Raw genomic sequence first — 23,442 nt, 5'->3', positions numbered from 1 at the left:
TTGATTACTGCTTTTTCTTTTTCATTCTATAAATGTAATATCCCAACGCTCCAACAAGTATGTACGGAATCACCATTAGATAAACAATTCCATCGTTAATTGCTGCTGCTTTGGCTTTGTTTTCTTCTCCTCCTAAAGCTGCACGACACATTGCACATTGTGCAAATGAATTAACTGAAAATAATACGAATAACAATGTAGATAAACCTATTCGTTCTATATTTTTGAGTCTTGATTTAGTGAACATAATACGGTGAAATCATTAAATAGACAATTACTCCAGTTACAGCAACATATAGCCAAATTGGAAAAGTAATTTTGGCAATTTTTTTATGTTTATCAAATTTAGTTGCTAAAGCTCTAACATACGTTATTAAAACCAAAGGTATGATAGCAATTGATAAAACTATATGTGTAAGCAAAATAAAGAAATACACTAGTCTTAATATTCCTTCTCCACCATATTTAGTAGATTCAGCAGTCATGTGATAGGCTACATACATTGCCAAAAAAGCAACAGAACATCCAATTGCCATTTTCATCAACAACTCATGGCGTTTTCTGTTTCCTTTTTTGATTGCAACAACAGCCAAAATTAATAACACCGCCGTTATTCCATTTATAGTTGCATATATTGGAGGTAAAAACGATAATGGTGCAACATTAATTCCAAAATCTTTTAATTTTACTTTAAAAAGAACAGCCACCGCAACCGGAATCGCTATTGATAACAACACTATCCACTTATTGTATTTCTGTTCAACTGTATTATTTTCCATTATTTATTAATCTACTTTTTGTTTTTAATTTATTCCTTCAACAATGCTTGAATGTCTTGTTGTATATCTCTAATACCCTTTTTCTCTAATCCATCATAATACAAAATTGGATTTCCAAAATCATCTTTTCTACATCTGATGTTTCCTTTTTTATCAATTAAAGCAAAAAGGCCAGAATGTTCGAAACCACCATTTACCTTGCTATTTTCACCAACATAGATATTAAAACCTTTGTTTGACAAACTATAGATATAGTCTTTATCACCAGTTAAAAAATTCCAATTTGCCGACTTCGCACCTAAAATTTTAGCATGTTCTTTCAAAACTTTTGGAGTATCATGCTCAGGGTCTATCGTAATTGAAACAATACCGAAGTTAGGATTTCCAAAAAAAGTATTTTGCAAAGTCACCATATTAGCATTCATTTTTGGACAAATAGAAGGACAAGTAGCGAAGAAAAACTCCAACACATACACTTTTCCTTTATAAAAATCATTCGAAATTTTTATATTATCTTGATTTGTTAATTCAAATTTTGGCGCTGGACCAATTTTAACTAATTTTTGATCAACTTCTTTAGATGCATTCACTTTATCTAAGCGATCGCCTTGAACAACACTACCTTTTTGCACTCGATCAATAATTTTTGGAATAGCATATATACCAAAAACCAGAATTATAAAAGATATCCCTATGTATGATTTATTTTTTAACATCTAATTGTTTTGTTGCGTTATGATTCTTTTTTAAAGCTGCCCGGTATTCATATAAAATAACCTTAAAATCGTCTAACATTTCATTGCTTAAATCGGCAGGATGAAATGTACTATACCCTTCTTTATAATCTTTTTTTTCTTTTCTTCCTCTTAAGTTTCTTTCTTTATCAACTATATAAACATTGGGAGTTCCTAAATCGGCATTCAAACTACCTTTCAATTTTAATTGACTATAGTATGATTTAATTTCTTCAGGACTAGCAAAAACAAAATGCCATTGGCTAATATCTGTAAATGCACCTAAGGCATCCAGAACAACCTTAACATCTTTTTCGGTTCCCAAAGGGGCTAAAACAACAAACTGTAAGTCTTTAAAATCGTGATAACGCTGATAAATCTTTTCATTTAAATTGAAATAATTCCCTCTATTTTTAAGAATCTCAGTACCAGAAAAACCAAGGATTGTAATTTTATTATCCAAAGTCACTTTTTCTCCATTAAGAGATTTCCATTCACCAAAATTAGGAATCTTAGGTGTAATCACCGGTAATTTTGTAAAGCTATTTACCCCTGAAGCAAAAAATAAATAAGCAACAATAGGTAATACAAATAGAACGAAAAGAACAATATTTTTCTTCATTATAAAATTTATTGTATTAAAATAAAAAAAGGCATTCGCCGCGGCGAACACCTTTTATATTGAATTAATATCTTGTTAGAAATTCCATTTAATCGTAGAATTTCTAAAAACCTCAAATACATAATCTCCTTCTGTCAAAAGTATAAATATTAAATAACAAACTAAGAAAATTAAAGGATAAACGACTGCGTTTCTTAATGAACTTTTTTCACCTTCCATATGCATGAAAGCCCATACAATGTAATAAGCTTTAACTAATGTTAAAATGATAAAGAGCCAGTTTAACAAACTCATTGTTAAAAAATTGTGCATATATAGAGCATCCGGTCTGATGATACCAAAAGCAACTTCAACAGTTGTTATTATTGATAGAATTCCAAAAACAGTCCAGATTCTTTTTGTGTTAGATACATGTTCGTGTGACATAATAATAAATCTAAGATATTAAACTAAATAGAAGAATGTGAATACAAATACCCAAACTAAATCAACAAAGTGCCAGTACAATCCCACTTTCTCAACCATTTCATAACTTCCTCTTTTTTCATAAGTTCCTAAAAGAACATTGAAAAAGATTATGATATTAATTACTATTCCAGAGAAAACGTGGAATCCGTGGAAACCTGTAATAAAGAAGAAGAAATCAGCGAAAAGCTTACTTCCGTATTCGTTATGAGTTAGATTAGCTCCTTCAATTACAATTTTAGCTTGATCTAAACGTAATTGAGATTCTTCTCTAGAAAGAATTACTTTCTTTTTGTCTTTGTTTAATTTTTCAATTCTCACCAAAACTTCAGGATGAGCTTTGAAACCAGCTTGAACCTCAGCAACAGTATAATTAGGGATTGCTGGTTCTTCCATGAACCATTTTCCTTCATTTCTTGACAAGTGCTCTCTTTCAACAGGAAGTTTCGCTGCAAAATCTTCTAAAGCAATACGGTGACCTTCTTTATCTACAAATTGCAATAAGCTACCACCTGTCGTTTCAACTGCACCATATTCACCTTTAATAAAGTTTTTCCATTCCCATGCTTGAGAACCAACGAAAATAATACCCCCAATTATTGTCAAAAACATATAAAGGGCTACTTTATCCTTTTTCATTTGGTGACCAGCATCTACTGCCAATACCATCGTTACAGATGAAAAAATCAAAATAAAAGTCATTAATGCTACATAATACATTGGAGCAGATACTCCGTGTAAAAATGGAAAGTGTGTAAACACTTCATCAGCCAAAGGCCAAGTTTCAATAAATTTAAATCTAGAAAATCCGTAGGCTGCTAAAAATCCAGAGAATGTTAAGGCATCTGATACGATAAAAAACCACATCATTAATTTACCATAACTTGCTCCCATTGGCTCATTTCCGCCTCCCCAAGTTTTTTCACTATTTGCAGTAGTAACTGTCGCTTCCATAAAAGTTATTCGTTAAAAAGTTCCCAAAATTACATTTTTTTCTTATTTAAAGAAATATAAAAACAAAAATAAATAAACCCATAAGAAATCCAAAAAGTGCCAATACATTGCACCTAGTTCTATTCCAAGAGTTTGACCTGAATTATATTTTTGTTTAAAATGATTATAAATAATAATCAACAACGATATCATTCCTCCAGCCAAGTGTAGCAAGTGCACAATTACAACAATATAAAGGAATGTCGTAGTAATAGAGCTGGCACTTCCAGTGAAATAATATCCATTTTCTACAATCTGTCCAAAGCCAACAAATTGTAGGACTACAAATAAAATACCCAAAACCAATGTCGCCAAAAGCAATGAAGTTGTCTTGCTTTGATTGTCCTTTTGAATTGCTTTTTTCGCTAAATGAAATGTAACACTACATCCCAAAATAGCAAGAGTACTAAAATAAAAAGCTGAAGGCAATTGAAAATCCTTCAACCAATCTGCTCTTGATTGGCTTACCACATAGGCACTTGTGAGACCAGCAAACATCATTGTCATGCTTACCATTGCAAACAACAATATCAATTTGTATGATCTTGCCGTTCTTGATTTGTAATCTTCGGCTGTCATTGTAACTTCCATAATTATCTTAAAAATTTATCTACAATATATACTATTTGCAACAATGTTATATAAGAAACACTTACTAACATTAATGTTCGTGCGGCTTTCGCGGTTTTTATCTGATACAAACGAACAGCATAAAACAAAACCCAAAGACCTAATAACAAAACTAAAACTGCAGCAATGGGTGAAATAAATAGACGCCCTGTATAACCTAAAGCAGGTAATAATGACGCAATAATTAACCAAACGCTGTACAAGATAATTTGTAATGAAGTCCCTTTATCTTTTTTACCAGTAGGCAACATAAAGAAACCTGCTTTTTGATAATCTTCATATAAAAACCAACCAATTGCCCAAAAATGCGGAAACTGCCAAAAAAACTGAATTAAAAATAAAGTTCCTGCTTCAATACCAAATTCATTAGTTGCGGCAACCCATCCCAACATAAAAGGAATAGCTCCAGGAAACGCGCCCACAAAAACTGAAAGTGGCGTAACTGTTTTAAGAGGAGTATAAATGCTGGTATATAAAAAAATAGATACGGCTCCAAACATCGCTGACTTTGGATTAATCGTATAAAGCAGAACTACTCCCAAAATAGTAAGCAAAGTTGCCACGATTAACGCCAAAGTGGGAGACATTCTTCCCGATGCAACTGGACGATTTTTAGTACGATCCATCAAAGCGTCTAAATCTTTTTCAATAACCTGATTGTAGGCATTAGATGCACCAACCATACAATACCCTCCTATTGCCAATTTTAACAAAATTAAAAAGCTAAAAGTATGAGTGGAATTAAAGCCAAGAACATAACCCGCAATTGAAGAGAAAACAACACTTATGGCTAATCCTGCCTTAGTAATTGCTTTAAAATCAAAATAGATAGACTTTAACGAAATGGAATTTGTAGTTGTATTCAAAGCGGTAAATTGGTGTTTTTTTCTTGAAAACTGGTGCAAATATACAAATTAGATTCAAAAATGGTCTACGATTTTATGATTTCAAAAAATTGTTTACCATTTAATCGGCATTTACTGAATAATTAAAAAACATTATTAAAATTAACTAAGAAAAACACTAATAATCAAAATACCAATTAAACACATCTGATCTAAATCCAACAGTGAACCAAGTAGTTTGCTCTTTAAAAACTTTAGCAGTATTAGTAGTTGGATCAAAATTTCTATATAAAAAATTACCAAAAAATTTAAAATTAGTAGCTGGATTTACTAAATATCCAACCTGAACTTCTGAAATAAAGACACTTGTTTTATTTCCCTGGCCAACTTCAACACCTTTGTCATAAGGCCTATTTAGATCATAATCTTTATAGATATTTTGCCCATAATTAAAATTATTATCGGCTGTATCAAAATCAAAACCACGTTTACCTAAGGTAAATTTAGCATTAGAATAAAATCTGCCTTTATTATAATATCCTAACAAAACCAATTCCTGAAAATTCCCTCCCCATTGATGCCCCATACTTTGGTTATTATGAGCATAATTGGTAATTGGTTCACTATGTGAATATACATAAGGACGCACATGATTGAATTCCAATTGCAATGTCAAATTATCAACTTTGAATGCATTATAATATTTTGCTCCTAACTGGTAACCTAATTTGTTTTTCCAACTTCCATCTCCTGCGGCAATATCGCTAGTAGAAAATTCATCTATGAGGAATTGTCCATAAAAATTCAACTTATTATTCCATTTATATTTTGAAGTAAAACCTAAAATTGCATTACCACTTTTTGACGATGAAGAGAACTCAACAGCACGATAAAACACAATTGGATTGACAAAATTGGCATCAAAACCTCTTCCATTTGTATTTGTCCAAACAACTGATTCAAAAAATCCTAAATTTAATCTATTAGATACATTCCAACTTAAATAATGATTCACCATGTATTTTGTCGCATACGTTTTATCTACTGTAACATCAGGACGCACATCCTTTAGCCACATGTAATCAACGGTGTATTTAATTTTCCAAAAATTAGCATCAATTTTAAAAAAAGGGTATGGACTTGCTCCATCACTTACAATCAAAGAACGGTATCCATCACCGATAAAATTTTTGCCATAACCTAATTGAAGATCCAAAAATTTAGCAGCATTAAATGATATATTGGCATCTGCCAAAGGAAAATCATAAGCATCAGTTTTATATTGTTTTGCAATTCCAATTCCAGGAATAATAGCTGGATTTCCACCCGAAGGTTTTATAGAATTGGCATACGCATTGTAATAATCTGCAAAACGACCTTGGCTTTCATAGAATGTAGTAGTGAAATTCAAGCGTGTTCCAAGTCCCCCTTTAAAATTAAGAGCTCTGGTATTTACGTATGTATAATCGGTTTTACTTGGATTTGAGATTCCGCCTTGAACATTAAATAAAAAGTTCAACGCAAACCAATAATCTTCACCCTTAATTTCGGCTAAATTTTCATTCCAAACTTTGCGTCCCCACCAGCTTGTTTTATTTTTCATCAAACTGGCATTGACTTTTTGGAAATCATAATATTTTGCAACTTCGGTGTAAGTATAAGGCTTAGAACCGGTATGGTTATTGCTACCTACTTTATTCATTTCCTGATCGAATTCGGCATAATAACTATGTGAAAAAGGAATATTCAAATGACTGTTAAATTGAGGATTATCAAAACGTTTATAGACAATACTGTCTAATTCGGTTAAACCTTCATTGATATTAATATTCTCATTTTTGGCTTTTGCAGCAGCAGCAATTTCTTCCGGTGATAATAACGGAATCGCAATACTCAAATTGAATTTCGAATATGTTGGATTTCCATTATAAGTTGGAGGATCAATTGTTGGAAAATTTCCAAAAACTCGCTTGGTTTCTGTAATTAATTCTTCATTATTTGAATTTACAAATAACACTTTAAACTTTCCTGTAGCATCAACTTCAAAAAGGACTTTTACAGTTCCTTTATATTGATTTTGCTTCAACTTTTCAGGAACTTGAAAACTGTGATATACAAAGTTCTGAACTTCATTATAAAAACAATTTTCTAAATCTTGAAGATCCAAATTTTTACAAGCAGGGAAAACAGGAAATCTTTCATCCGAGGATTCAAATGTTTTGCTATCAGGAGTTTGTGCATTTACAGCAAATACACAAAAAAACAAAAATAAAATTAGGGGCTTTTTTATCATTTCTTACTTTATATCAAAATCAATATCCTGAAGATGTTTCTTCTCCATTTGCAATAGCTTTAGCTCCAGAAGTACCAATTCTCTGAACACCTAGCTCAACCATTTCTAGTGCTTCTTTATAGGTTCTTACTCCACCAGCAGCCTTTACAGGTAGAGGTCCTGCATTTTCTAGCATAATTTTAATTGAAGGAACTGTAGCGCCATTAGGCAAATTATTTTCAGTTTTATAGAATCCAGTTGACGATTTTACAAAAACAGAATTATATACTTCAGCTTTAAAATTCTCAAGCACTACATTTTTGATTAATGAAGTCAGTTCAGCAATTTGTGAATCATTAAGTGCTGCCACTTCAATAATCCATTTTACAACTTTACCATTATCAATGCCGAGTTGAGTACCTTTTAAAATTTCTTCTTTTACTAAATCAACGTTTCCTGCTTTAAAAGCTTCATAATTGCAAACATAATCCAATTCGTCAACGCCATTTTGAATACTCTCTTGAGCTTCCTTCAACTTTTCATTTATTGACGCCGTTCCTTCATGAAAACCAATAACAGTTCCTACTAAAACTCCAGAATGAGCCTCAGTAATCATCTTTTTTGCCAAAGCCACTCTGTCTGGACGTATCATTATCAATTTAAAACCTTCATCAATGGCTTCTTGAATAAAACCATGAGCTACAGCTTCATTATCACTCTCACTTAATCCTGCCTGACTATTTGTTTTTAAATAGGTAGAATCCAAATATTTTTTGATATCCATTCTAATAATTATATGAAGTTTAAAAGTTGCAAAATTACATTATTAGAAACAAATCACACTAAATAACCCATATATAGAAACAAAAAAATCCACCTAAGTGGATTAATTTTTTAATATGCTATTTAAAATATTAAATTTATTACAAATTATGACAGCTAAAACAGCCAAAAGAGCTCCAGTTACATTAGCAACACCATCTAAAACATCTGCTTGTCTTGTGGTTGTGAAAAATTGTTGCATTAATTCTATTCCTATTCCGAATACAAATGAAAACATGAATGCTGTCAACAAAGGTTTCAAATTATTATAAAACCGCAATTGTTTTCTAAAAAACAAAAACCAGACAAAAGTAAACACAAAATGAAAAAAACCATGAATACATTTGTCGATGTTTGGAATATTGATAACAGGAACTTCGTCTGAAGGAATTAAGCAAAAATAGGATACAATTCCGGTCCACAATAAAGCAACAAAAAGAAAAAAATATTTAAGCTTAAGCACCAATAAGTTCTTGATATGCTTCACTCGAAAGCAATTGTTCAACTTCCGCTGAATTTGAAATTTTCACTTTAATCATCCATCCAGCTCCATAAGGATCTGAATTTACAGTTTCTGGACTGCTTTCTAATGCATCATTAAAAGCAATGATCTCTCCAGATAATGGAAGAAATAAATCAGATACCGTTTTTACAGCTTCAACAGTACCAAAAACTTCATCTTTATCTAAAGTTTGATCTAATGTTTCTACCTCTACATATACAATATCTCCTAATTCTTTTTGTGCAAAATGTGTAATTCCTACTGTAGCAATATCGCCTTCAAGACTAACCCATTCGTGATCTTTTGTGTACTTTAAATTTGCTGGTATGCTCATAAAATGATAATTGATAATTAATAATTATTTTTTGCACAAATGTAACAATCTTATACACAATTATGCTTTAGAATTTTAAAATTAATTTCCAAAATTATATCGTAAAGTAAATCCTGAACTAATATTTGTCAAAGGAAATGAAGTCGAAATAACCGGTTTAGAGAAAGAATGATTGTAATAAAAGATTATTGTTAAATTCTTACTCAACGAATAATCAGCTGTTGTATTCAATGTCCAAATATTTTGCCCACCCCCCAATTGATTGTTATCATAATCTAAATAACGAACAATAGTTTGATTATCTCTGTATGTCAAATCAGCTTTGATGTTGATATCGCTTTTTATAACACCAGTTGGATTATCCGCAAGCTTTGAAGAGAAAACCACATCTTTTATTCTATAACCTAATCCAACTACATATTCAATTCCATGTACTTCTGTTAATAAATTATTATCAAAACTCATTGATAAAGCCCTGTCTTTGTTGATTTGGGTTAATAATTTTAACGAGTTTTTCAATTCGAAATCAACTCTTACTAAAGGGTTAAATTGCTCTACCAAAGTAACATTCGACATAATTGTAGGAACATAATAATTCCCGCTATCATCAACTCCATTTGGGTTATTCGTATAATTAAAATTCGATCTAAAAGAATTCACCGTATAAGAAGCTCTATAGTTTTGTGACAAAGAGAATCTTTTAAAAGCTTTCTTGAAAATTTCATAGCGCATTAATCCATTATATTTAATTACCCAATTGGGTAATGGAAAATTTCTAAAAATATCAAAAGAAACACTATTGGCGCTATTACCACTATATGCTGCCAAAAATGAAGGCAATAAAACCGCCTGACTTGAACTTGAAAATCCTCTAGGAAAGCCTTTTTCATCAAGATTGGCTGGATTGGTAATATCAATTCCTCTTTCTACAGCAAGTCTATTGGCTACCGTAAGCCTATTCTCTCTAAACTGATCAAATGCAGTCGATCTGATCTCATTACTTGTAGAAAAAGATGTTCCAATTAATACCGTTGAAATTGAAAATATTCCCGAAGTATATGGTGATCTAGAATTATAAATTCCATTGAAAACATCATATTGCTCTGAGAAGTTTTCGGAATAAGAACGATCTGCCAACAAGTCAATTTTAAGATCTGGTATTATTTCTAAATTAGCAGAACCCTTGAAAATTTGACTTTTAACAGTAGTGTAATTTTGATTAAATTCCTGATAAGTCGTTAGCCAACCATTTTTGGCAGCTTCAAATCTCACATCACTTTGGCTACCAAAAACAAATCCTAAAGTCGGTTTAGACGAACCGAAAAAGCCTACGCCAGGGGTATATCCTGGTAGAACAGTTCCTTCATTATCAGTAAACGACAATTGAATAGTTTTTACACTTGTTAAAATACCTTTTAGACCTTGAATAAATTGGTTTTGATTTATTTTCTTTAATGGATCATTTTTCACAACTTTTTCACCTGGTTTCGGCGGAGCCGCAGCTTTTGGTTTTGTGTTGACAGAACTTTTAGAAATACCAATGTACTTATACAAAGTCTCCATGTTTAAAGTCGTATTAAAAACACTTGATTTGGCATTTTGAACCGTATTCCCTAAATCATAATTTTGTCCCTCAATATTGATATTACTCAAAGCTGTAGAAGCTTGTTGCCAACTATAATCACCGGTATATGTATAGTTAGCTTTAATAAATCCTAGAACTGGAATTTTATTCAAAGGTATTTCATAATTCAGAACAAACTGTTGCATGTGAAAATTAGGTGTTCCTGTATCTAAATAACCGTCCCAGATAGTTACACCATCAATAGGTTCATTAAATTCATCCAAGTAATTTTTAACTAAATTTCTAGATGCAGCAGTATAATTTATTTTTAAAGATTTAGTCAAATTCAGATTAAAACCATACTGGTAATTAAAACCAAAATTCCTTCTGAACAATGGCTCAAAACCTATACCGATATCTTCAACTTGTCTAAATTGCTGTTCATTACTTTGTCTCACCACATTGGTGCTGAAATTAATATTTGAAGGCAAATAATTAAAGTTCAAATCACTTAAAAACTTCCAATAGGCGCTTTTCTTCATGAACTTCGTTTTCTGAAAAGGCTCAACTGGTTTTGGCTGAAATGCAAAAGCATAATCCAAAGTAGTTCTTGATTGCTGATCCAAGTTTTTTTCAACTTCAAAATCATGACGTGCTACTTCATTATAATATTGTGAAAAAGTAAAATTTTCCACATCATAAGGCATTGGTTTTTTTGTTGGGCTACGATCTTTTCTTACACCAATTAAGTTGATGCTTTTACGTTTTGTATAATCGATAGCTTGTGTCAACTTTTCTTTTCTTTCAGCCTCTGTATCGGCATCATCCAGTACTTGTTTCAACTTAATATCATCATAAAAAGGATCATACTCTGGTGTAATAATTTCTTCACCTACTGAATAATTGAATGGTACATTAACACCCCATTTCTTTGGCAAAAATCTTCCCAAGTTAATGTTGGTTACCACATTATATTGCTGTATATCTTCTCTGCTTCGTTCATTTGGGCCTTGTTCTATAGTTCCAAACCCATAATTTTTAACGTTTCCAGTAAATGAAACTGTCGCTAAATCTGCAAAATTTGTATCAATATTTAACAAAGCAGCCATTCCTCCTTTGTTATCCATATTCGCCAAACGGAGCTCATTGAACCAAACTTCTCCTTTTAGATTCTGACCTCCAATGGATTCATTATTCTTTAGCCCCAGCATAATATTTCGAACCAAACCTAAATTTGGATTTCCTTTTATACCCAAACGTAATTTACTATCACCATCGCCACCTTCAACATTAGGATCATCATCTGCATAATAAATTCCATCTGCGGGCAAAGTTGTCTTGTCAATTTTTAAAGATTTTAATTTTAAATCTGTCAATAATTTTAAAGACAAATCTATTTCATTATCTGATGGCCAAACTAAATCAGCATTCATCGGTGGACAATTTTTATCACCAGAAGAAGAAGCAACTGTCACTTTCAACGGAATTTCTATTTGATAAAAATCTGTAGAATAATCGGCTCCAATACGTAAAAAAGCAACCATTTGATCATCCTTTAGTTCTATTTCACCAGGCAAAGATTCGGCGTGCAAAAACATTTTAAGATTATTATATTGACGCATGTCAACATTAAAATTCTTAAAAGCTCCACGACCATCTAATGGCTCCAATCCAGTCCCGGAAATTCTCATTGACAATGATTGTTCATTCTGATTAATCACTGTATTGTTATTATACAATTGCTCTCTGACAACACTTGGGGGACTTACATAATTAATCGGACATCTATTGGAGTTTTGTTCAATATTTACCGAAGCTGCCTCAAAAACAGCTCCATCATCATTAACATTCAAATCATTAGGATCTAAAGAATTTGCATAACGTCTCCATTCGCCACGCACCAAATCCAAAGAACCAAAACGCATCGTAACCTGATCTGTAAAATTGGTCATGAACATTCTCATAAAACGAATAGATCTGAAATCAGATATTTTTCCAATGGTGTTTTGCGGTTGAGAGATTGGAATTTTAAACTGAATCCATCTCGCTTCTGTGGTAGAACCATTTACCAACGTAACTACAGTGTTACGCACATCTGAAATATAGTTTTCGCCTACTGTCATGTTAGGCTTCATATCAATACTATATTCATAATAAGCATTGATTGTATTCATGGTATTATCTCTATTCACATCTTCAACATCTGGAAGCGTAGTCGAGCCTCTATTAGGTGAATTGATGTTTACTGTTGAATTGTTTTCTACGCCATTATATTTTTTATATCGGTCAAGAATACCGCCCGAAGTATTAAGATAATACAAATAATCATCACCAGCAGGATCGGAGTCTGATGCATAATTTGTATATACTCTTGCTTCTTGGCTTGATGAAAGTCCATCAAAACCAATATCCTGATTAACTCGATTGCTTTCTACATTATCAAATGCATAAATTAATGATTGTGAAGCCGGCGAATTACCCCAGACTGGAGCTGGATTTACCAAAACCTGATCCGGACCAAAACCGTTTTCATATACTTTTCGACCATCCTTTAAAACATCTTCCGAAATTTCTCCAAGGTTAAAATATATTTTTCCTGTATTTGTATTTGATGTCTTTCCTGTTCCTACATAAGGGTCCATTACCCAAAACTGAATATATTCAACGTTACTTTGCTCAAAATTTGTAGAACTCAAAGACCTTACAATTCCCCCAAAATTTTCATTAGGCGTATCAGAAACATTTAAATTATTGTTATAAGGACCTCTTTCTTTTGGATAATAACTCAAATCCAATGTGCTTACCACAAGTGATTGTCCCTGAACAATATCTGTTAATGGATACAATTCTTCACTGTAAACCCTTCTTGTTGTATTGCTAGACAAATCGTCATTTGTAATACCAGAAGGTTTTGATGTATAAAAAACAGGATCTATAGAATACCAGGCTAACTTGGCTCTTTTAAACCCATAGTCCAAACCATCTGAATTTCCATTGAAGTTGTAATTGCTGGTATTATTATTTTCTGGCGTTGAAGATAAACTCCACGCATAAGGAGAACGCAAATCTATAGACGATTGTGAACTTTCGAAATCATCAACATAAATAGTAGACTCACCCTCAAACTTGTCACCATTAGCAGCATCAGGCATTAGATAAGCAAATTCTCCACTTACCGCAATATTAGAAGGAGCATCTGTATCAATATTTGGCAATTTATTAACCAAACGAGTAAAAAATGGAACGGGAGCAGAAAAATTTCCATGTAAACCAAAAATACTATTATTAACAGATTCCTGACCATAACTAGATTTCTGAGTGAATGGCTTCTCTTTCATGTTTAAAAAAGTAGCTCCAACCATAAAATTTTCTGAAATTAAATGATCTACATTGAATCCTAAAAATCTTCTGGTTTGCTGACCAAATACCGAATTATTTTCTAATGAAATTTCAATTGGCGTATTAGAAGCTTGTAATGAAGGATCTAAAATTTGAACTTTTCCTAATTGATAATTGACGCTATAATCGACTCCTTCTACCAAAACTCTACCAGCAGCAGTTACTTTCACAGATCCGATCGGAACGTTGAAAGCGCCAATAGGAATCCCATCACCTCCCACTGATTTATATTTTCCTCTCAAAAGGAATTTATTAACCTCTGGATATTGAATAGCTCCAGCATGAGTAACGCGGTACATGTATGGATTTACATATTTTTTTTGATTATCATTATATGTCTTTGGATCATCATATTCCTGACTAGGACTATCTTTCAACTTAGAAAATAATAATTCTCCAAAGGGTTCTTTGGTCGTAAAGATCAATCTTCCGTTTTGAGTGTCAACAGTCATTCCTGGAATAAAATCAAAGAAACCATCTCCGCCAGTTTGTGGATCGTTATTGTAATTTAACTTATCTACATTAAGTACTTTTAATAAAGTGGTATTATCAATAGTGTTTTCTGGTGATGGATTTGTTGGAAATGAAGTTCCAGGAACCGGCGTTATATAATTTAATGCGGATGGATTTTTATATAATATATTTAATCTAAAATCTTCCTGCGCTAATTGATAAGCTCCTTGGATTTGATAAATGTTTTTCATCATTAAATTCCAAATAGGATCGGTCACATTTGTCAAACTGCTTTTTAACATTTTCAGAATTAAAGTTTGAGAAACGACAGTTTGATTCGAAGATTGATTTCCGCTAACAACTGTTGCTTCGACTCCATCATTACCAAATTCCCCAACCTGATAAACTTTGTCACCAATAGAATATTGATAAGCAACAGCCAAAATCTCGTCATTTCCTAACTTTTGCTGCAATGAAATGTAACCCAATTGAGCATTAAAAGTATATTCGTTAGGCAATAGTTTTCTGGCATTTTCTAATTTTGAATAATCTCTTCCTTCGCTTACATTTATGGAAGGAGAAAACCCAGAACTTGCTGTAACTATTTCACGAATATTATTATTTAAATATCCTGATCCATTATTAATCAAAGCAGGATCATATAAGTTATTAGTATTGTCACTCGGAGAATCAATTGGTTTAACAAACATTCCTGTTGAAGGATTCAAAACCACTACTTTATTGTCTGGAATACCTGTCAATTGTGCTTCTCCTAAATCCTGTAGCGCAATAATATTTCTTAAATTGTTACTGGTCGAATTGACTCTGTTTTGTTTATTAGTAACCCAAACTTCCAATCTTGTAATTTGAACTCGAGAATCAATAAAAGGATAATTTTTTAAAGAGGAATCGTATTTTTCTCTAAAATATTGAGATAAGAAAAAGTGCCTGTCGCTATCATAATCTAAGCCATACATTTCAAATTCCTGAATTGTTCCGCCACCTTGAGCAGTTACAGATTTTGCTTGAGACTTTTGTTCAGAGAAAACGCCTGTTACAGTAGTTTTACCAAATTGCAATTCGGTTTTTACTCCAAATAAACTTTGAGCTCCCTGAATCAAAGTACTGTTCAGAGGCATACTTACATTACCAACTTCAATTTTTCGGACGATATCATCTTCCGCTGGAGTGTATTCTAATTTTAATAAATTTTGAAAAGCAAAAGTAGACTGAGTGTCAAAATTAGCATTTACCTGAAGTCTAGTTCCAACTTTTCCCAACAAACTCATGCTAATCCTTTGATTAAAATCAAATGAAGTCTTGCTTCGGTTTCTAGGAGAAAATGCGGGGTTATCTTGCTTTGTGTGAAGCAAACCTAAATCAACTTCAATAGAACCTGTAGGTTTTACATCGATTGTATTACTTCCAAAAATAGATTCAAAAAGTCCCGATTTTATATAATATCTCGGCAATAAATCTTTTTTGGCTGCATCGCTTCCTTTTTTATTACCATCAATTGCATCTAATTTTTTGCCAAAATATTGATTCATTGATTCTTTAAGCATCAATTTTTCATACTCTGCAGGAGTTAAAACAATTGGATAATTGATATTAAAATCGTCTATGGAATTGGTATAGATATAGGTATCAGTAACAGGATCATAAGTATACGCAGACAATATGCTTTTAGGATTTGCCATTTGAAGTTCACCAACATCGTATCCTTTTTTTATAGTATCCTGAACGGCTCCCTGATCTTGCGCATACGAAGCAAAACCACACAGAAATATAAGTAAAAAAATGTAAATTTTATGCATAGCAATTATGCTTATAAATAGCTTTTTATAAATTTTTTAAAGCTTTTTTAATTATAGTTTCCACGCTAGCTTCTGGATCCTCTTTAATAATTTTCTCGATAATTTTTTCAGAAGTTTTTCTAACAAAACCTAGAACTTCTAGAGCAGATAACGCCTCATCTTTGTTTGTATTGCTTTGCGAAATTGAAACTTCATTCAAATCATATATTTTTAACACCTTTTCTTTTAAATCCAAAATTACTCTTTGGGCAGTTTTGCTACCAATTCCCTTTATTTTTTGAATAGTATCAACATCTCCAGAAGCTATCGCCTTAATGATTTGTTTGGGTTCCAAAGATGAAAGCATAGTACGCGCAATACCAGCACCTATCCCAGATACAGATAACAACATTTTGAAAATTTCTCTTTCGGATTTTTCAACAAAACCAAATAAAACATGTGCATCTTCCTTAATTTGAAGGTAGGTAAACAGTTTTATGAAATCGGTATTGGGCAATAAAGAATATGTATGTAAAGATATATTTACCTGATAACCCACACCGTTACAATCAATCACTACTTCCGTAGGATTTTTTTCCACTAATTTTCCTTGTAAATGTGCTATCATAATAAAAATATTGGCCAAATATAATAAAAAATGAGATTCAAAGACTAAGACTTTTGCAATATAGACTACTCTTTTAATAGACCTATAATTAACAAATGTCATTATGTCTTAAAATCTCAAATTTGTTTATTTGATGCTTTATTTTTTATTTTCCTTTCATCCTTAGGCTCTTTTCTTGTGCATCAATAACTGCAATAGCAGCCATATTTACCATTTCTTCAACACTAGCTCCTAATTGGAAAACATGGACTGGATGTTTCATTCCCATCATTACTGGCCCTATTGATCCAACTTTATTTAGCTCTTTCAATAATTTATATGTAATGTTTGCCGATTCAAGATTTGGAAACACTAGAGTGTTTACTTTTTTTCCTGCTAGTTTAGAAAAAGGGAATTTTGCTGATAACATTTCAGGATTCAAAGCAAAATCTGCCTGAAGTTCACCATCAACAACAATTTCTGGATGATGTTCGTGCAAGTATGCTACAGCTTCTTTTATTTTTGAAGCGCTTTCTTTTGCCGAAGAACCAAAATTAGAGTAAGAAATCATTGCTATCACAGGTTCAACACCAAACATTTTTACGGTATTATTGGTCATAATCGTGATTTTTGCCAATTCCTGTGCTGTTGGATTTACATTTATTGCTGTATCTGCCAAAAACATTGGACCTCTACTGGTCATCATGATATTAGCTGTCGCTACTAATGATGCATTTGGTGCTTTTCCAATCACTTGTAACATCGGTTTCACAACAGAAGGATAACTTCTGGAATATCCAGAAACCAATCCATCCGCTTCACCTGTGCTGACCATCATAGCTGCAAAATAGTTTCTTTCTCTCATGAACTTTCCAGCATCATAAAGCGAAACACCTTTTCTTTTTCTAGATTCCCACAATGCATTGGCGTATCTTTCTCTTCTTTCTTTTTCTTCTTCAAGTTTTGGATCAATAATTGGAAGATCTGCATCAAAACCTAATTCTTCTTTTAATTCTGCTATAATCTCTTTATTTCCTAAAAGTATAGGAAAACCAATTCCTTCTTCATAAACTATTTGGGCAGCTTTTAAAACATCAAGTGCTTCGGCTTCGGCAAAAACAATTCGTTTAGGATCTGTTTTTGCGCGATTCGTTAACAAACGAACCATTTTATTATCATTACCCAAACGCTCTAATAATTCTTCTCTATATTTATCCCAATCTGTGATAGGATTCAACGCAACTCCAGATTCCATAGCTGCTTTTGCAACAGCAGGAGCAACCTCGGCAATTAATCTAGGATCAAAAGGTTTTGGTATAATATAGTCTCTACCAAAAACTAATTTTGTAGCTCCATAAGCAATGTTTACCTGCTCTGGAACACTTTGTTTAGCAAGAGCAGCAAGTGATTTTACAGCTGCCATTTTCATTGCCTCATTAATTTTCGTTGCACGAACATCTAATGCTCCTCTAAAAATATACGGAAATCCTAGTACATTATTAACCTGATTAGGATGATCGGAACGTCCTGTAGCCATAATCACATCCTTACGTGTTGAAATTGCGAGGTTGTAATCAATTTCAGGATTTGGATTTGCCATTGCAAATACAATTGGGTTATCAGCCATTGACAACAACATTTCAGCACTCAGTACATCAGCAGAAGATAGTCCAATAAAAACATCAGCACCTTTTACGGCTGCTTGTAGACTGATACGTTCTCCTTCAACAGCATATTTTTGTTGCAATTCAGACAATGCAGGGTTATCTTTAGTTAAAAGTCCCTTGCTATTATACATTAAAATATTTTCTTTTTTTACACCAAGTAAAACATACAAATCAGTACAGGCAATCGCTGCGGATCCTGCTCCTGACACTACTACTTTAACATCTTCAGCTTTTTTATGAGCCAATTCTAATGCATTTATCAAAGCTGCCGAAGAAATAATAGCCGTTCCATGTTGATCATCATGCATTACTGGAATATTCAATTCTTCTACAAGTCTGCGCTCAATTTCAAATGATTCGGGTGCTTTAATATCTTCTAAATTAATACCACCGAATGTTGGGGCAATATTTTTTACTGTTTGGATAAATTCTTCTACATTTTTAGTATCTATCTCAATATCAAACACATCTATATCAGAAAATATTTTAAATAAAAGTCCTTTTCCTTCCATCACTGGTTTTGAAGCTTCGGGACCAATATCACCAAGACCTAAAACAGCAGTTCCGTTTGAAATTACTGCTACTAAATTCCCTTTAGCAGTATATTTATAAACATCATTTACATCTTTAGCAATTTCCAAACATGGTTCTGCAACTCCTGGCGAATACGCCAAAGACAAATCTCTTTGTGTTGCATATTTTTTGGTAGGGACTACTTGTATTTTTCCAGGAGTCGGTTTAGAGTGATACAATAATGCTTCACTTTTTTTACTGTTACTATTTTTGTCCATTTTCATTATTTTTTTCAAAGAACAAAGATAGAGGACTTACTATAAAACAAGGCCTATAAAATATTCTTTTATACATTTTTTAGCTAATTTATAACAAAAAAAAATAGCTCCATTTCAGTAGCTATTTATGAAAAATTCTTAATTAACTGTTATTGCGAGATATAGGAATCTAAATGTTTTATAGTCTCCTTTTGAATTTCAATTATTGCTTTTACAACGTCACCAATAGAAACAATACCAATAATCTGATCATTTTCGACTACTGGTAAATGTCTGATTCTTTTCCCACTCATTAGCCCCATACAATACTCTAAATTATCCGAAGATTTCACGGTGATCACATCAGTCTCCATGATTTCACTGACAGGAGTCTTTTTAGAAGACTTATCTTTTAAAACTATTTTTCTAGCATAATCTCTTTCAGATAAAATTCCTTTTAAAACACCATTGTCAATAACAAGGATTGCCCCAATGTTTTTTTCTCCCATAACTCTCAAAGCCTCGAATACAGTAAAGCTTGAAACAATAGAATAAACTTCTGTTCCTTTTTTTCTTAGTATCTGATTTACAGTCATAATAGATAAATTTTAGAAATATAAATTTAAATAAAAAAAAAATACGAAAAGCAAAAAAATAAATAATTTATCTAAGAAAATAACAATTAAAGTCTTTATTTACAAATAAATAGACTTGAGTTTATTTTAACTTTCGCAAAATTTATTTCTTCAAATTGCTTTTTTTTATCTACCTCAAGACAACACTTATAAATATTCAAAACTTTAAAAAATTATTCTAAAAAAAGAATGTTTCGTTTTATCCCAGAAAATTTTGAACGTTTAAGAGGAGAATCCTTAAACACTTTTTTAAAAGTTTCTTCAGTTAATTCTACCCAATCATTTTTAGACATCGAAAGTAATTCTGAGTTAGCTTTTAGCAAAGGTTCGTTATGTGATTTCGAAAAACGATTCCAAGGACAAACATCCTGACAAACATCACAACCGAAAGCCCAATCATCAAATTGACCTTTCATTTCCATGGGAATACTATCTTTGAGTTCAATAGTAAAATAAGAAATGCATTTACTCCCATCAACCACATAAGGGGCAACAATTGCCTGTGTTGGACAAGCATCAAGACAAGCTGTACATGATCCGCAATGATCGGTAACAGCGTGATCATATTCTAAATCCAAATCTATAATAAGTTCGGCAATAAAGTAAAAAGAGCCTACTTTTTGAGTGAGTAAATTACTGTTTTTTCCAATCCATCCCAAACCACTCTTAGCAGCCCAAGCTTTGTCAAGAACAGGAGCTGAATCGACAAAAGCACGACCAGCAACTTCTCCAATATTTTCTCGGATTGAAAAAAGTAATTCATTCAATTTTTCTTTGATGACAAAATGATAATCTTGCCCATAAGCATATTTAGAAATTTTATAAGAATCAGGATTTTGAGTTTCTGACGGATAATAATTTAATAAAAGTGAAACTACACTTTTGGCATTATCGACTAAGAGAGTTGGATCTAATCGTTTATCAAAATGATTTTCCATATAGGTCATTTGGCCGTTCATTTGTTTATTCAACCAACTTTCTAAACGAGGGGCCTCTTTTTCAAGAAACCCAGCTTTGGAGATACCACAAGACAAAAAGCCAAGACGTTTGGCCTCGGATTTGATAAATTCTGAATATGTTTCTTTAGAATTTATACTCATCTTTTAGAAAATAAAACTTCAACTCCTACAGGTTTTAAAGTAACCAATGGATTAAATCCAACATCACCACTAACAGGTTTTACTTCGTATTTTTTTATAATTTTAAAAAGAGTCAAGCCTAATTCATAAATCGCAAAACCAACACCAATACACATTCTTGGTCCAGCTCCAAAAGGATAAAAATATTTCATAGAATTTTTCTTTTCTTCTCCTAAAAATCTTTCTGGATCAAATTCATCTGGATTCCTCCAATATTTAGGATTACGATGCAACTCATAAAAAGAAACACCAATAAGAGTTCCTTTTTTTATGTGGTAGGAACCAAAGCTATCATCAGCAATATTTTGCCTGTCTGTAATCCAAGCGGGCGGATACAATCGCATCGACTCATTTATAACAGCATTAGTATAAGTCATTCTTTGAAGCTGTTCAATGACATCATCAGTTTCCAATTCTATTTCTTCGATTTCTTTTCTAACATTTTCTTGAATTTCAGAATGTTTTGCTAATAGATAAAGTGTAAAAGTTAACGCATTTGCAGTTGTTTCGTAACCTGCCGTAAAAAGAATTTTTATTTCATCAATCAATTGAGTTACGGACATTCCTTCTCCAGAATCTTCATATCTTGTATCGAGAAGCATTTGAAGTAAATCATTCGTTGACTCTTTTGAAGCAACTCTTTCTTCAATAATCTCTTTGATTATATTATTATTTTCTAATGATAATTGAAGATGTTTTTTTTCTTGTCCGCTTAAAGAAAACCACCAAGCCTTGTGCGGCAGTCTTATTTCTTTAATTAAGAAATTCTGAACTTCATCAATGATAAACTTTATTCTTCTAAGTTTTCCATCTGGAATAGAAAGATGGAACAAGGATTTAGCAACGACAGTGTATGCCAATTGACTCATTATAGGGAAAATATCAACCGGCTTATCTTCGACTAAATCTTTTAATTGTGAATCTATTATCTGATTCATATTGCCCACCAACTGATTCATTTTTTGCTTATGAAATGCAGGCTGAATCAATCTTCGTTGTTTTAACCAAAAATCCCCATCAGAAGTCAGGAGTCCTTTTCCAACATATTTAGACAGATAGACAGTTTGAAGTCGTGATTTATAATAAAGCTTATGATTTTTTTGCAAAATATGCTCGGCAATATCATTATCTCTAGAGAGAATTAAATGCATTTTCCAACCTATTCTAACAGAAAAGGTATCTCCTAAGCTTTTAAAATATTTGCTATGAATTGGAATTGGGTTTTTACGAACCTTTTCAGCATCCAAAAAGAATCTAACTAATGATAACTTTTTTGGATAAATGTATTTTTTGCTTTCCAACATCACAATAAATTCTAAAAAAGTCCACCTTGTATATTCGCTCTAACTTTTCCTAAATGCTTATAAGCTTTTTCAGTAACTTCTCGACCTCTTGGAGTCCGCATAATAAAACCTTCCTGAATTAAAAAAGGCTCATATACTTCTTCGATCGTTTCACTACTTTCGGATACTGCAGTTGCCAAAGTTGATAATCCAACTGGTCCACCTTTGAATTTATCAATGATAGTATTCAAAATTTTATTATCCATTTCATCCAATCCGTGCGCATCAACATTAAGTGCTTTTAAAGCATAACGAGCGATTTCAATATCAATCGTTCCATTTCCTTTAATTTGAGCAAAATCACGAACTCTACGCAACAAGGCATTTGCAATACGCGGAGTTCCTCTACTTCTACCTGCAATTTCGATTGCAGCTTCCATTGTGATTGGCATTTTAAAAATCATTGCACTTCTTTCAACAATTGTTGTCAAAAGTTCAGTAGTATAATATTGTAATCGAGAAGAAATTCCAAAACGTGCTCGCATAGGAGCTGTTAAAAGACCAGAACGAGTTGTTGCCCCAATAAGGGTAAAAGGATTTAAATTTATTTGAACCGTTCTAGCATTAGGTCCAGATTCAATCATGATATCAATCTTAAAGTCCTCCATTGCCGAATATAAATATTCTTCAACAATTGGACTTAAGCGATGTATTTCATCAATAAACAACACATCACGTTCCTCAAGATTAGTAAGCAATCCAGCTAAATCTCCTGGTTTATCCAAAACTGGTCCTGAAGTAATTTTGATTCCAACTTCCAATTCATTAGCCAAAATATTTGCTAAGGTAGTTTTTCCCAAACCCGGAGGCCCATGAAAAAGCGTGTGGTCTAAAGCTTCTCTACGTTGATTTGCAGCAGCGACAAAAACTTTAAGGTTTTCCAATACCTGATCCTGACCCGAAAAATCATCAAAAGATAAAGGTCTTAATCTTTTTTCGATATCAAGTTCATCGGCGCTATAGCTATTATTTGTTGGATCTAAATTCTCATTCATTTTACAAATATAACAAGTTATAAGCAAATAAAAATGCCTCTCAATATGAAAGGCATTTATATATAGTCTTTGTGAA

The 23,442-nt window shown here is 32.4% G+C and carries 19 protein-coding genes; all 19 read right to left on the bottom strand.

All coding sequences use genetic code 11. The features are described from left to right. Positions 1 to 4 precede the first annotated feature (4 nt). The 19 genes from VLC96_RS01245 to ruvB all read right to left on the bottom strand — a co-directional run bounded on the left by VLC96_RS01245 (position 5) and on the right by ruvB (position 23,366). On the bottom strand, positions 5 to 247 hold the full coding sequence (locus VLC96_RS01245; RefSeq protein ID WP_325260227.1) for a hypothetical protein: 243 nt from the start codon (positions 245 to 247) through the stop codon (positions 5 to 7). After that, positions 237 to 779 (bottom strand): DUF420 domain-containing protein, encoded by a 543-nt coding sequence (locus VLC96_RS01240; protein ID WP_325260226.1) that lies wholly within the window; start codon positions 777 to 779, stop codon positions 237 to 239. The genes VLC96_RS01245 and VLC96_RS01240 overlap by 11 nt, the downstream gene beginning before the upstream one ends. Positions 780 to 808: 29 nt before the next feature. Continuing rightward, positions 809 to 1,495: an SCO family protein gene (locus VLC96_RS01235; RefSeq protein WP_325260225.1), complete on the bottom strand. Its 687-nt coding sequence runs from the start codon at positions 1,493 to 1,495 to the stop codon at positions 809 to 811. Then, complete coding sequence (locus VLC96_RS01230; protein WP_325260224.1) at positions 1,482 to 2,135, bottom strand: hypothetical protein; 654 nt, start codon at positions 2,133 to 2,135, stop codon at positions 1,482 to 1,484. The genes VLC96_RS01235 and VLC96_RS01230 overlap by 14 nt, the downstream gene beginning before the upstream one ends. 75 nt (positions 2,136 to 2,210) lie before the next feature. Further along, positions 2,211 to 2,561 (bottom strand): cytochrome C oxidase subunit IV family protein, encoded by a 351-nt coding sequence (locus tag VLC96_RS01225; protein ID WP_325260223.1) that lies wholly within the window; start codon positions 2,559 to 2,561, stop codon positions 2,211 to 2,213. An 18-nt stretch (positions 2,562 to 2,579) separates the two neighbouring features. Further along, positions 2,580 to 3,554 (bottom strand): cytochrome c oxidase subunit 3, encoded by a 975-nt coding sequence (locus VLC96_RS01220; protein ID WP_325260222.1) that lies wholly within the window; start codon positions 3,552 to 3,554, stop codon positions 2,580 to 2,582. 42 nt (positions 3,555 to 3,596) lie between these two features. Beyond that, positions 3,597 to 4,184, bottom strand: coding sequence for a cytochrome c oxidase subunit 3 (locus tag VLC96_RS01215; RefSeq protein WP_325260221.1), 588 nt, complete (start codon positions 4,182 to 4,184; stop codon positions 3,597 to 3,599). Between the two features lie 2 nt (positions 4,185 to 4,186). Further along, complete coding sequence (cyoE, locus tag VLC96_RS01210) at positions 4,187 to 5,089, bottom strand: heme o synthase (protein ID WP_325260220.1); 903 nt, start codon at positions 5,087 to 5,089, stop codon at positions 4,187 to 4,189. A gap of 157 nt (positions 5,090 to 5,246) precedes the next feature. Further along, on the bottom strand, positions 5,247 to 7,361 hold the full coding sequence (locus VLC96_RS01205) for a capsule assembly Wzi family protein (protein WP_325260219.1): 2,115 nt from the start codon (positions 7,359 to 7,361) through the stop codon (positions 5,247 to 5,249). Positions 7,362 to 7,380: 19 nt separating this feature from the next. Then, positions 7,381 to 8,124, bottom strand: coding sequence for a deoxyribose-phosphate aldolase (gene deoC / locus VLC96_RS01200; RefSeq protein ID WP_325260218.1), 744 nt, complete (start codon positions 8,122 to 8,124; stop codon positions 7,381 to 7,383). 102 nt (positions 8,125 to 8,226) lie between these two features. Next, positions 8,227 to 8,481: a VanZ family protein gene (locus VLC96_RS19130; protein WP_325260228.1), complete on the bottom strand. Its 255-nt coding sequence runs from the start codon at positions 8,479 to 8,481 to the stop codon at positions 8,227 to 8,229. Positions 8,482 to 8,617: 136 nt separating this feature from the next. Beyond that, a complete protein-coding gene (gene gcvH, locus VLC96_RS01190; RefSeq protein WP_325260217.1) occupies positions 8,618 to 8,998 on the bottom strand; it encodes a glycine cleavage system protein GcvH in 381 nt (126 codons plus the stop codon). Between the two features lie 81 nt (positions 8,999 to 9,079). After that, positions 9,080 to 16,231, bottom strand: coding sequence for a T9SS outer membrane translocon Sov/SprA (sov, locus tag VLC96_RS01185; RefSeq protein ID WP_325260216.1), 7,152 nt, complete (start codon positions 16,229 to 16,231; stop codon positions 9,080 to 9,082). A gap of 25 nt (positions 16,232 to 16,256) precedes the next feature. Beyond that, complete coding sequence (gene ruvA / locus VLC96_RS01180; RefSeq protein WP_325260215.1) at positions 16,257 to 16,838, bottom strand: Holliday junction branch migration protein RuvA; 582 nt, start codon at positions 16,836 to 16,838, stop codon at positions 16,257 to 16,259. 145 nt (positions 16,839 to 16,983) lie between these two features. Then, positions 16,984 to 19,275, bottom strand: a complete 2,292-nt coding sequence (locus VLC96_RS01175) for an NADP-dependent malic enzyme (RefSeq protein ID WP_325260214.1) — start codon at positions 19,273 to 19,275, stop codon at positions 16,984 to 16,986. A 149-nt stretch (positions 19,276 to 19,424) separates the two neighbouring features. Continuing rightward, positions 19,425 to 19,850 (bottom strand): CBS domain-containing protein, encoded by a 426-nt coding sequence (locus VLC96_RS01170; RefSeq protein ID WP_325260213.1) that lies wholly within the window; start codon positions 19,848 to 19,850, stop codon positions 19,425 to 19,427. Positions 19,851 to 20,062: 212 nt separating this feature from the next. Further along, the gene (gene queG / locus VLC96_RS01165; RefSeq protein WP_325260212.1) at positions 20,063 to 20,989 is read right to left on the bottom strand and encodes a tRNA epoxyqueuosine(34) reductase QueG; all 927 of its coding nucleotides are present in this window, start codon (positions 20,987 to 20,989) and stop codon (positions 20,063 to 20,065) included. Next, a complete protein-coding gene (locus VLC96_RS01160) occupies positions 20,986 to 22,332 on the bottom strand; it encodes a cytochrome P450 (RefSeq protein ID WP_325260211.1) in 1,347 nt (448 codons plus the stop codon). Before VLC96_RS01160 ends, queG begins: the two co-directional genes overlap by 4 nt. A gap of 11 nt (positions 22,333 to 22,343) precedes the next feature. Continuing rightward, on the bottom strand, positions 22,344 to 23,366 hold the full coding sequence (ruvB, locus tag VLC96_RS01155) for a Holliday junction branch migration DNA helicase RuvB (protein ID WP_325260210.1): 1,023 nt from the start codon (positions 23,364 to 23,366) through the stop codon (positions 22,344 to 22,346). Between the last annotated feature and the right edge of the window lie 76 nt (positions 23,367 to 23,442).

Origin of the sequence: Flavobacterium sp. (genome assembly GCF_035456085.1) — a bacterium.
In the GTDB taxonomy this organism is placed as follows: domain Bacteria; phylum Bacteroidota; class Bacteroidia; order Flavobacteriales; family Flavobacteriaceae; genus Flavobacterium.
This window is presented reverse-complemented; position numbering and strand designations above follow the sequence as displayed.